Source organism: Segatella copri, assembly GCF_024330485.1.
GTDB lineage: Bacteria > Bacteroidota > Bacteroidia > Bacteroidales > Bacteroidaceae > Prevotella > Prevotella copri_L.
The window spans coordinates 47,673-58,272 of sequence record NZ_JANDWX010000022.1 but is presented as its reverse complement, the minus strand read 5'-3'; the positions used below and the strand labels follow the sequence as shown (position 1 = coordinate 58,272).

At 50.5% G+C, this 10,600-nt stretch carries 12 protein-coding genes; 5 read left to right on the top strand and 7 right to left on the bottom strand.

Annotation, left to right across the window (positions count from 1 at the left end):
* Positions 1-169 precede the first annotated feature (169 nt).
* The 4 genes from NNC77_RS11835 to dapB form a co-directional block, all read right to left on the bottom strand.
* The gene (locus NNC77_RS11835; RefSeq protein WP_254364655.1) at positions 170-910 is read right to left on the bottom strand and encodes a WbqC family protein; all 741 of its coding nucleotides are present in this window, start codon (positions 908-910) and stop codon (positions 170-172) included.
* 186 nt (positions 911-1,096) lie between these two features.
* Positions 1,097-1,537, bottom strand: a complete 441-nt coding sequence (locus tag NNC77_RS11830) for a S26 family signal peptidase (RefSeq protein WP_151201770.1) — start codon at positions 1,535-1,537, stop codon at positions 1,097-1,099.
* Between the two features lie 17 nt (positions 1,538-1,554).
* Complete coding sequence (gene lepB / locus NNC77_RS11825) at positions 1,555-3,003, bottom strand: signal peptidase I (protein ID WP_254971334.1); 1,449 nt, start codon at positions 3,001-3,003, stop codon at positions 1,555-1,557.
* 9 nt (positions 3,004-3,012) lie between these two features.
* The gene (dapB, locus tag NNC77_RS11820) at positions 3,013-3,774 is read right to left on the bottom strand and encodes a 4-hydroxy-tetrahydrodipicolinate reductase (RefSeq protein WP_006848940.1); all 762 of its coding nucleotides are present in this window, start codon (positions 3,772-3,774) and stop codon (positions 3,013-3,015) included.
* Between the two features lie 240 nt (positions 3,775-4,014).
* Here dapB and NNC77_RS11815 point away from each other — a divergent pair, with 240 nt between their 5' ends.
* The 4 genes from NNC77_RS11815 (at position 4,015) to dusB (ending at position 8,048) form a co-directional block, all read left to right on the top strand.
* Positions 4,015-4,428, top strand: coding sequence for an acyl-CoA thioesterase (locus tag NNC77_RS11815; RefSeq protein ID WP_022122009.1), 414 nt, complete (start codon positions 4,015-4,017; stop codon positions 4,426-4,428).
* Between the two features lie 105 nt (positions 4,429-4,533).
* A complete protein-coding gene (locus NNC77_RS11810) occupies positions 4,534-5,826 on the top strand; it encodes a DUF2851 family protein (protein WP_118081593.1) in 1,293 nt (430 codons plus the stop codon).
* Between the two features lie 12 nt (positions 5,827-5,838).
* Positions 5,839-6,969, top strand: coding sequence for a DNA-processing protein DprA (gene dprA, locus NNC77_RS11805; protein ID WP_118139744.1), 1,131 nt, complete (start codon positions 5,839-5,841; stop codon positions 6,967-6,969).
* A 92-nt stretch (positions 6,970-7,061) separates the two neighbouring features.
* Positions 7,062-8,048, top strand: a complete 987-nt coding sequence (dusB, locus tag NNC77_RS11800; RefSeq protein WP_118152516.1) for a tRNA dihydrouridine synthase DusB — start codon at positions 7,062-7,064, stop codon at positions 8,046-8,048.
* Between the two features lie 265 nt (positions 8,049-8,313).
* On the opposite strand, the gene ybeY is transcribed toward dusB, so the two are convergent.
* The 3 genes from ybeY to ruvB are packed head-to-tail and all read right to left on the bottom strand — an operon-like array spanning position 8,314 to position 10,348.
* Positions 8,314-8,748, bottom strand: a complete 435-nt coding sequence (gene ybeY / locus NNC77_RS11795) for an rRNA maturation RNase YbeY (protein ID WP_006848933.1) — start codon at positions 8,746-8,748, stop codon at positions 8,314-8,316.
* A gap of 19 nt (positions 8,749-8,767) precedes the next feature.
* On the bottom strand, positions 8,768-9,253 hold the full coding sequence (gene coaD / locus NNC77_RS11790) for a pantetheine-phosphate adenylyltransferase (protein ID WP_006848932.1): 486 nt from the start codon (positions 9,251-9,253) through the stop codon (positions 8,768-8,770).
* Between the two features lie 60 nt (positions 9,254-9,313).
* Positions 9,314-10,348: a Holliday junction branch migration DNA helicase RuvB gene (gene ruvB, locus NNC77_RS11785; RefSeq protein ID WP_117587145.1), complete on the bottom strand. Its 1,035-nt coding sequence runs from the start codon at positions 10,346-10,348 to the stop codon at positions 9,314-9,316.
* 21 nt (positions 10,349-10,369) lie between these two features.
* On the opposite strand from ruvB, the gene NNC77_RS11780 reads away from it, so the two are divergent.
* Positions 10,370-10,519 (top strand): hypothetical protein, encoded by a 150-nt coding sequence (locus tag NNC77_RS11780; protein ID WP_234564681.1) that lies wholly within the window; start codon positions 10,370-10,372, stop codon positions 10,517-10,519.
* The last annotated feature ends 81 nt before the right edge of the window (positions 10,520-10,600 follow it).

Genomic DNA, 10,600 nt, shown 5'->3' with positions numbered 1-10,600 from the left:
GTTCTTTGCATATTGCAAAATACAGAAACGAGCAGAAGTCCGCTCGTTTCCATATTGTTACCTATATAATATAGGCAAACGCCCAACTTCTTGATTTTCAATCAAAGCCCAATTTAGAGTGAGTTAGATTCGTTAACGGGAGGAAAAACAACAAGGCGATACTCTTCTCTTATAGGAAGAATATCGCCTCATTACCTTCATTAAAAAGGAGGTCAAGGATGCTCATATTGGGCTGAAAGCCGTATTTCTGCTCGTAAACCTGGTAATAGCGCTTCGACTCAAATTCGGGGTCAGGAAGCGGTTTCTTGGGACGAATTGCATCGCGGAAATCCTTGATTGGAGTGTTGAGTGTTGAATGTTGAATGTTGAATTGGGCTTGCGCCTCAGGGCTATCGAATTGGCTTTCCCTTCGGTCGCCGAACGTTGTTTCTTCACTCTTCACTCTTCGTTCTTCGCTTTCTATGCTCTTCACTTTTCGTTCTTCACTTAAAACGTATTCGTCAGTAACACTTATCTTCGGACGGATGTCGAGGAGCTCTATCATCTTCGCGGTTGTCTCCATGTTGAAATCGAAGAGGAACTCGTATTTCTTCTCGTAGAAGGGGCGGATGTCGTCCTGGTAATACTCGAAGAAAGGGCTCTCGCCATAGGCGGAAAGGAGCGCATTCCAGTGGACGTGGCGCCAGTTGGCGTGGTCGGAGATGCGGATGTCCTTCATCGACAGGGAGATGTCGTGATTGGTGGGGATGGTGAGCGAGAGGGGGCCGTTGGTGGTAGGGATGAGCATACGGTTACGATAGGTTTGCTTGATAAAGCTCTCGTGGCGCTCTATCAGGCATTCATCGTAGCGGTTCAGCTTCTGGTACCACTGGATGGGGCCGAAATATGTGGAAGAAAGAAGGGCTTTCAATTTCTGCTTTGTTATGAAGGGTTAATGATGAAGAGGGGGACGAGCGATGGAATCGCTCGGAACGGGGGCAGATGGGGGACAAGCTTCCGGCGGGGCTCCAGGCTGCGGCAAGCTGAAGCGAGGGGCAGCGGGGCTCTAAGCAGCGGCGAGGAGCACGAGAGAGCGAGGAGCGGCAGCGCGAGGGAGCTAGAACAGCTTATGGGCTTTGCCTATCATCTGGTGCTTATGAACGAGCTGCTGGCCGGTTGGCGTCTTCAAGAGATAGAAGCGGCAATCCTTGCAGCCGCAGCGCTTGCAGCATACGGTAGGAATGACGAACTGCACGGTGTCGATGCGCAGCGTATCGCCCGGAAGCTTCTCTATCCTGCCTATGAAATGAGATTCGAAGACACGCTTGCGGCGCTGGTTCTTGGGCTGGTAAACCACCGTATCGGTGAATACAACCACATCGCCACGCCCGAAATTTTCGCAGTCAATCCTGTTCACTATCACCCGGTTGCCTGCCTTCAGCTGGGGCGGAAGCCCGCCCTGAGGCACCGAGAAGATAGTGAAAACATAGGTGCGCACTGCCCAAGCCAGGAGCAGCGACAACACCAATGCTATTAGGAATTTGACGGCAGTCTTCAATTCTTATTTCTTTTTCTTTACTTAATATTGTCTACAAAAGTGAAGAGGCGGTTCCAACGGATGCCTGAGAAGCCCGGATGATCTGGGCTGTGGCTCCACCAGATGAAGATAGGCTTGCCCACGATGTGGTCCTCAGGCACGAAACCCCAGTAGCGGCTGTCGGCTGAGTTGTGGCGGTTGTCACCCATCATCCAGTAGTAGTCGAGCTTGAAGGTGTAGCTCTTCGCCTGCTTGCCATTGATGAAGATGCGGCCGGCGTTGTCTACCTTCAGGTCGTTGCCCTCGTAAACCTTGATACAGCGCTCGTATACAGGCAGATTCTTCAGCGTCAGAGCGATGCTCTCGCCCTTCTTCGGAATCCAAACCGGACCGTAATTATCTCTTGTCCAGCCGGTATAGGCGTTGAGCGGATAGAGGTCGCCATAGGTTGCATCCGTATTGATAGAGATGCTCTCTACGAGGTTTCTGTTCGCCTTCAGCGCCAGATAAGCCTTCTTGGTGAGCGGAATCACGCCACTCTGATTATACATCAGCAGGTCTTCGTTGGTGATTCCCAACTCATCGGCAAGATCGATTGGGAACTCGCCCTTGAGCTTCATCTTATAAGTATACTGCACGTTATCAGGCTCCTTGTTTGCCTTTCCGTTCAGATAAACGATGCGGTTCTTGATCTGCAGGGTCTGTCCAGGCAAGCCCACGCAGCGCTTTACATAGTTCTCGCGGCGGTCGGTAGGACGGCTGATGATGTCGCCATATTCGCCCGGCATGCTGCTGATGTAGTTGCGGCCTGTAGCATAAACCTGCTCAAAATAGTGGCGCTGCTGCAATGGGTTCATCGCACGCACATCCTTTTCCTGTCCGTTCTGCTGCATCAGCTGGTCGCCGATGCTGTAAACCATCTGGTAGTAATCATTCGCCTGATAGCGCTCCTCATTGACGAGCGTATCGCCTGCAGGATAGTTGAACACCACGATGTCGTTGAGCTTCACGTTGCCCAAACCCTTCACGCGGCGGTAATCCCAGTGAGGCCACTCAATGTAGCTCTTCACGTTGACCAGCGGCATGGTGTGCTGGGTGAGCGGCATGGTGAGCGGAGTTTCAGGAATGCGAGGACCGTAGCTTACCTTGCTCACGAAGAGATAATCGCCCGTAAGGAGACTCTTTTCGAGAGAGGAAGACGGAATGACGTAGTTCTGGAAGAAGAAGAGGTTGATGAAATAAACCGCTACAAGAGCAAACACCAGCGCATCTACCCAGCTCATGATGAAACGGATAGGACCTTCTTCATCCTTCCACCACTGCCAGTGAATCTTCTTGGTGATGTAAACGTCGAAGATGAACGGAACCACAATGAGTCCCAGCCAGCTTTCTACCCAAACCAGGAAGAGGAGATAGAGGGCGAGAACCACTGCGAACTTCGCCCACTGTACCTTCATATTGAGTTTTTGTTTCTCTTTATCTATCATAACTTCTGCTTAGAACTTAAATAAATCTGATGTGGTGAGCAAGCCGGAATGGTTGGCTGTGAACTCAGCTGCGAGAACGGCTCCCAGGGCGAAACCCTTGCGTGAGTGAGCGCTGTGCTCGATGGTAATCATATCAGCATCGCTGTCGTACATCACGGCGTGGATTCCCGGAACCTCGCCATCGCGTACGCAGTTGATGACCAAATCCTCATCGGTGATGTTTGCATCGCCCTCATCGTGATGACCATCCTCAGTCCAGTAAGTTACGCCACGCTTCCAATCCTTCTTTCTGTCGATATTGTCGATAATTTCCTCGGCAAGGGTGATGGCTGTACCTGATGGCGCATCGAGCTTGTGCACGTGGTGGGTTTCCTGCATGCATACAGAGTACTGTGGGAAACCGTTCATGATTTTAGCCAGATAGCGGTTTACAGCAGAGAAAATGGCCACACCGATGCTGAAGTTAGACGCCCAGAAGAGGGTCTGCTTACCGTCGGCGCAGAGTTTCTCCACGTCTTCCTTATGGTCTTTCATCCAACCTGTAGAACCTGAAACCACCTTCACGTTGTGAGAGAAAGCCTTCAGATAGTTGCCGTAGGCGGCAGTAGGGTTGGTAAACTCGATGGCAACATCGGCAGAGCAGAACTCCGGGCTGTCGATGTCTTGAGGGTTATTCACGTCAATCTTACAAACGATTTCGTGGCCACGCTGCAGGGCGATCTCCTCGATCATGTGTCCCATCTTTCCGTAGCCGATCAAAGCAATTTTCATCTTTATCTATTTTTTATTTGTTCTTACTTTTTGTTCTATTCGGCAAAAAAAATGCAAATGAGCGCAATGAAAGCTTGCTTTCAAATTGCCGAGTGCAGCTTTTTTTATGCAAAAATACACATTTTTCTTCGAAAAACCTTGAAAAATCCTTGTTATTATAATAATAAATAGAAAATTTTGGTTATTTTTGCAGTGATTTAAGGCTTTTAGCCTCATTTAGTAACTAAAAAAGAGAAAATTATGAGCAGATATATTTTTGAGACGAAGATGGAAGTAAGAGATTATGAGTGCGATATTGAGGGCATCGTGAACAATGCCAACTATCTGCACTACATGGAACATACCCGCCATCTCTTTCTGAAGGAATGCGGCCTCAGCTTTGCCGAAATGCACAACAAGGGCGTGGATGCTGTGGTGGCGAGAATGAACCTACAGTACAAGGTTCCGCTGCAATGCGATGATGAATTCTTCTCGCGTCTGTGGCTGGAGAAGCAGGGCGTGAGATATGTTTTCCATCAGGACATCTTCCGTGCCAAGGACGAGAAACTCTGCCTCAAAGCAACCGTAGAACTCGTCTGCCTCATCAACGGAAAACTGGGCAACAGCGAGGACTACGACAAGGCATTCGAGAAATACTTCTCTCCTCAGGGTTAACAGGTTAACAGTTAACAGCTGATTTTTCAATACCCCTTCCGCACACGAGCGAAGAACTTGCGTTCCGAAAGAGGCAATCCTATAAACCATAAAAGCCGAAACAACATGGAGCAACTCCTTCATTATGTGTGGAAGCACAAGCTCTTCCCACTCTCTCCACTCACAACCACCTGGCACCAGGCTGTGGAAGTTATTGACCCCGGACTGCACAACCGCAATGCAGGGCCCGATTTCTTCAATGCCAAAATCAAACTCAACGGAACCCTATGGGTGGGAAACGTGGAGATTCACGACAAGGCAAGCGATTGGTATGTACACGGACATGACAAGGATGAACGCTACGACAACGTTATCCTGCACGTTTGCGGAACCATCGATGTAGAGGCAAAGAACTCGAAAGGCGAGCCCCTCGTGCAGTTGCAGCTCGACATCCCCGAAAACGTATCGAAACATTATCAGGAGCTGCTGAGCATCGACCAGTATCCTCCCTGCTACCAGATTATCCCATCGCTCACCCGCCTCACCGTGCACAGTTGGATGAGCGCCCTGCAAACCGAGCGCCTTTCGCAGAAAACCGATGCAATAGAGGCGCGCGTAAAACAATGTAACGGCGATTGGGAGAACGCCTACTTCGTGACCCTGGCGCGCAACTACGGGTTCGGAATCAACGGCGACGCGTTCGAGCAGTGGGCTTACCATCTGCCGCTGAGAGCCGTAGACCATCATCGCGACGACCTCTTCCAGATAGAAGCCATCTTCCTGGGGCAAGCCGGACTGCTGGAGCTGAACACCATTCCCGAAAGATATCAGAAAGACGCGCTGAACGACGGGTATTTCTCCCGATTGAGGAACGAATATCTCTATCTCTCGCATAAATTCTCACTGCAGCCGATGGATTACAAGCAGTGGCGCTTCCTGCGCCTGCGCCCGCAGAACTTCCCTCACATCCGCATCTCGCAGCTCGCCAATCTCTATTATAACCGCCGTGCGGGGCTCAGCCAGCTGCTCGGGGCAAGCACGGTGAAGGAGGCAAAGCAGGTGCTCTCAACCAGCGTAACGGAGTATTGGGAAACCCATTATACCTTCGGCAGCACGAGCATCCGTAACGAGAAGCACCTCTCCCCTTTCTCGCTCAATCTGCTCATCATCAACACCGTGGTTCCCATCCTCTTTGCCTACGGCAGGCACCGGGGCGAGGAGAAATACTGCGACCGCGCCTTCGACTTCCTGGAGGAACTGAAGGCTGAGAATAACCACATAGTAAGGATGTGGAAAGAATGCGGGCTGCCGGTGGAGAACGCCGGGGATAGCCAGGCGCTCATACAGCTGAAGAAGGAATACTGCGACAGGAAGGAATGCCTTCGCTGTCGCATCGGTTACGAATACCTGAAGAGATAAAAGACAAAGATTATGGCAGACCAACAGGAAATACTAAACACCATCCTCCTGACAAGGCTCAATTACTTCAGCCTGGCAGGAATGCTGGAGCTATACAGAAAGGTAGGCTCCGCCACGCTCATCCTGGAGCATAAGAACAACCTCAGAGACATCCTCCCCGATGCCTCGGATAAACTCGTGAGCGCTATCCAGAACTGCGAAGAAGCCCGAAAACGCGCTGAGGAAGAACTGGAGTACGACATACGCTACGGAATAGAACCCATTCCGATGAACGACGACCGCTATCCGCAACGCCTCAAAGACTGCGATGACGCACCCCTCATCCTCTTCTATAAAGGCAACGCCAACCTCAACCAGCAGCGCGTCATCAACATCGTGGGAACCCGCCACTGCACGCCTTACGGCGAAGACCTCATCCGCCGCTTCATCACCGACCTGAAGCAGCTCTCGCCCAACGTGCTCATCATGAGCGGACTTGCCTACGGAGTGGACATCGTGGCGCACCGCCAGGCACTCGCCAGCGGCTACGAAACCATAGGCGTGCTGGCTCACGGTCTCGATGACCTCTATCCCCGTCAGCACCGGGAAACGGCGGCAAGAATGATAGAACAGGGCGGACTGCTCACCGAATTCCTTACCCGTACAAACGCTGATAAGATAAACTTCGTGCGCCGCAACCGCATCGTGGCGGGAATGTCGGATGCCTGCATTCTGATAGAGAGCGCAGCTCATGGCGGCGGACTCATCACCTGCGATATTTCGCAATCCTACGGCAGAGACGTCTTCACCTTCCCGGGCAGGATAGGCGACCACTACAGCGAGGGCTGCAACAACCTGATACGCAACAACGGCGCCACGCTCATCACCAGTGCCGAGGACTTCGTGAAGGATATGGGCTGGCAGGATGACACCACCCTGATGCGAGCCAAGCAGCAAGGCATCGAGCGCAGCCTCTTTCCCGAATTATCGCCCGAGGAGCAACTCGTCGTAGAAGTCCTCTCCAAGACCAACGACCTGCAAGTGAATCTCATCTCCGTAAAGACGAATATCGACATTTCTCGCCTCACTTCCCTCCTCTTCACATTGGAGATGAAGGGAGTCATCAAGACCTTTGCAGGGGGAATGTATCATCTTTTGAAGTAGTATTTTCTTTATTTTCAGAAAAAAGCAGTAACTTTGCAGCCGCAAAAAAGAAGATATACATCATAGGAATAAGAAGATTTCACTCGAAACTCATGAAAATAGGTAATATAGAATTTGGGCCTCAGCCCCTCTTCCTCGCTCCGATGGAAGACGTAACGGATATTGGCTTTCGCATGCTCTGCAAGCGATTCGGAGCCGCCATGGTTTATACTGAGTTCGTATCGGCGGAAGCCTTGGTGAGAAGCATCAAGAGCACCGTCAGCAAACTTACGATAAGCGATGAAGAGCGCCCTGTGGGCATTCAGATTTACGGTCGCACCACCGAGGATATGGTGGAAGCTGCAAAAATCGTAGAACAGGCGAAGCCGGATGTGATTGACATTAACTTCGGCTGCCCGGTGAAGAAGGTTGCCGGAAAGGGTGCCGGAGCCGGAATGCTCCGAAATATCCCATTGATGCTCGACATTACAAGAGAAGTAGTAAAAGCGGTCAACGTGCCCGTAACCGTAAAAACCCGATTGGGATGGGATTGCGAGAACCTCATCATCACCGACCTTGCCGAGCAGCTACAGGATTGCGGAATCCAGGCGCTCACCATCCACGGCAGAACCCGTAGCCAGATGTACACCGGAGAAGCCGACTGGAGCCTCATAGGAGAGGTGAAGAACAATCCCCGCATCCATATTCCTATCATCGGCAACGGCGATATTACGACCCCGGAAGAAGCCAAGCTTGCCTTCGAGAGATACGGCGTAGATGCGGTAATGATTGGCCGCGCCACCTTCGGCCGCCCTTGGATTTTCAAGGAAATACGTGATTACCTGGATAATACGGGTGCTGCCCCATTAACCGTGGATGAGAAGATTGACCTTCTGGAGGAGCAGCTCCGCATCAACGTGGAGCGCATCGACGAGTACAGAGGCATTCTCCACACCCGTCGCCACCTTGCCGCCTCCCCAATCTTCAAGGGCATCCCCGATTTCCGCCAGACGAGAATCGCCATGCTGAGAGCCACGACCGTGGAGGAACTGAAAGAGATATTGAAAGAATGCCGGGAAAGAATAAAGGCGATAGAATAAAGCAAACCGCCCTGTAGGAGCAAAAGCCTCGTATATGAAAGCTTTTGCCCTTACAGGGCGAATCCTTTATATCTTCCTTATACCCAGGGTGTTGCCCTGGGCTAAGAGCTTGTTGGGCTTTCAGCCCGCTTCATTAACCACATTAAGGAGTTAACTGTTCATCTTAACTGCCAAGAGTTAACAGGTTAACAGTTAACAGCTGTATTTTCTATACTTCTACCTGAAATTGAAGAAACCTAGCTTCCTCAAATTATAGAGAAGGGCTTTACTTCTTCAATATCGAAGCACCTTCGAGCAGAGCGAGTGCCTTGTTCTCGTTCTCCTCCATGATTTCACGCTCTCCTGGACCCTTGTCGTTGATTCCGCAGAGGTGCAGGATGCCGTGGATGATGACGCGATGGAGCTCATCATCGTAGGTCTTGCCAAACTGCTCGGCATTGGTGCGGACCGTATCGAGCGAAATCACGATGTCGCCGTTAATCACATCATCCTCATCATAATCGAAGGTGATGACATCAGTATAGTAATCATGACCCAGATATTCGTTGTTCACTTCGAGAATCTTCTCGTCATCTACAAACATATAGCCTATCTCACCCACCTTGCGGCCATGAGAGGCAGCCACTTTGCGAATCCAGGCACTCGTATCACGCTTCTTAATCTTTGGCATTTTCACGCCGTCTACATTGTATGTTATCATACGCTTCTTCCTCCTATTTTTATTTTATTTTTGGTAAAAATTCATCTACTTCTCTTCCGAAGAATCTCAGCTCCCTGACCAGCGTTGAGCTGATGCTGCTGTATCTTGGGTCCGAAAACAGCAGGATGGTTTCTACGCCGCCCAACTGCTTATTGATGTCAGCCTGCTCCCTTTCGTACTCGAAATCCTTGGCAGAACGGACGCCACGAACCAGAAACCTGGCTCCCAGGCGATGCGCCAAATCGATGGTGAGATCATCGTAAGAAACCACCTCCAGGCGATAACCCTTAGATGCATCCTCCGCATCTACCAGTTCCGAACATTCCTTCGGGAAAACAGCCTTGATATCCTCCACACGCTTCGAGATTTCCTCGCTGGCGTGCTTCAGCTTGCTCACCGCCACTGCAATCACGAGCTTGTCGAACATCGGCAAGGCACGCTCGGCAATGTTCTGATGTCCTATCGTAAATGGGTCGAATGTACCCGTAAAAATCCCAATCTTCATAAATGTTTATCCTTTTACGGCGCTAGCCCTAATTCAACATTCAACATTTAACATTAAACATTACTCAAACAAGTCTCCCTGCATAATATTGCTTGTATACGGATTTCTGCCGAGATGCTCGTAGGCAAGCGGCGTTGCCATTCTTCCTCGCGGCGTGCGCTTGATGAAACCCTCCATGATGAGGAACGGCTCATAAACCTCCTCTACGGTGCCGCCATCCTCGCCTATTGCCGTGGCAATGGTGCTTACGCCTACCGGACCGCCACGGAACTTGTCGATGATGGTGGTGAGAATCTTATTATCAATCTCATCCAAGCCATACTGGTCGATGTTGAGCGCCTTGAGAGCCATTTGGGCAATATCGTAAGTGATGGTTCCGTTGCCCTTTACCTGGGCGAAATCACGCACTCTTCTGAGCAGAGAGTTGGCGATACGAGGGGTTCCGCGCGAACGACGGGAGATTTCCACTGCCGCCTCATCCTCTATCGGCACCTTCAGGAGCATCGCACTTCGCTTGATAATCTTCTGAAGCGTAGCCGGGTCGTAATATTCGAGATGCAGATTGATTCCGAAACGGGCGCGCAGAGGAGCTGTAAGCAGACCGCTTCTCGTTGTCGCTCCCACGAGGGTAAACGGATTCAAGTCTATCTGGATACTGCGAGCCGAAGGACCCTTATCTATCATGATGTCGATGCGGTAATCCTCCATCGCCGAATAGAGATACTCCTCTACGACAGGCGAAAGACGGTGGATTTCATCGATAAAGAGCACATCGTTGGGCTCCAGCGAAGTAAGGATTCCCGCCAAATCGCCCGGCTTATCAAGCACAGGACCCGATGTAATCTTGAATCCTACGCCCAGTTCGTTGGCGATGATGTTGCTCAGCGTGGTCTTACCCAATCCCGGCGGACCGTGGAGGAGCGTATGGTCGAGCGGTTCGCCACGATATTTGGCAGCCTCAACAAAGACCTCGAGATTTTCTACCACGCCATTCTGTCCGCTGAAATCAGAAAACTTCAGCGGGCGCAGCGCCTTCTCGAATTCCTTTTCGGCAGGCGAAACCATTTCTTGTCTTATATCAAAATCTTCGTTCATTCTATGACTATTATCGATAATATGGGTGCAAAGTTACACATTTGTTGCGGAATTAAAGAAGAAAAGCCGAATTATTTTGCACATGATTTTGCACAATCCCAAAAGATTCGTGCAGATTTGCAAGCGCTACCCTATAAAAATGTTATAACTTATCATTTTCTTGCAGAATAATTTGTTTATCCGAAAGAAAAGACGTACTTTTGCACTCGATATTGAAAGCGAGGAAAGAAATAAATAAGAGAGAAATATCAG

What these genes read in the sequence shown, in the direction of transcription:
- lepB (WP_254971334.1), bottom strand. Translation starts at nt 3,003, where the DNA reads ATGATAGATAAAGAGAAACAAAAACTCAATATGAAGGTACAGTGGGCG.
- dapB (WP_006848940.1), bottom strand. Translation starts at nt 3,774, where the DNA reads ATGAAAATTGCTTTGATCGGCTACGGAAAGATGGGACACATGATCGAG.
- NNC77_RS11815 (WP_022122009.1), top strand. Translation starts at nt 4,015, where the DNA reads ATGAGCAGATATATTTTTGAGACGAAGATGGAAGTAAGAGATTATGAG.
- NNC77_RS11810 (WP_118081593.1), top strand. Translation starts at nt 4,534, where the DNA reads ATGGAGCAACTCCTTCATTATGTGTGGAAGCACAAGCTCTTCCCACTC.
- dprA (WP_118139744.1), top strand. Translation starts at nt 5,839, where the DNA reads ATGGCAGACCAACAGGAAATACTAAACACCATCCTCCTGACAAGGCTC.
- dusB (WP_118152516.1), top strand. Translation starts at nt 7,062, where the DNA reads ATGAAAATAGGTAATATAGAATTTGGGCCTCAGCCCCTCTTCCTCGCT.
- ybeY (WP_006848933.1), bottom strand. Translation starts at nt 8,748, where the DNA reads ATGATAACATACAATGTAGACGGCGTGAAAATGCCAAAGATTAAGAAG.
- coaD (WP_006848932.1), bottom strand. Translation starts at nt 9,253, where the DNA reads ATGAAGATTGGGATTTTTACGGGTACATTCGACCCATTTACGATAGGA.
- ruvB (WP_117587145.1), bottom strand. Translation starts at nt 10,348, where the DNA reads ATGAACGAAGATTTTGATATAAGACAAGAAATGGTTTCGCCTGCCGAA.
- NNC77_RS11780 (WP_234564681.1), top strand. Translation starts at nt 10,370, where the DNA reads ATGGGTGCAAAGTTACACATTTGTTGCGGAATTAAAGAAGAAAAGCCG.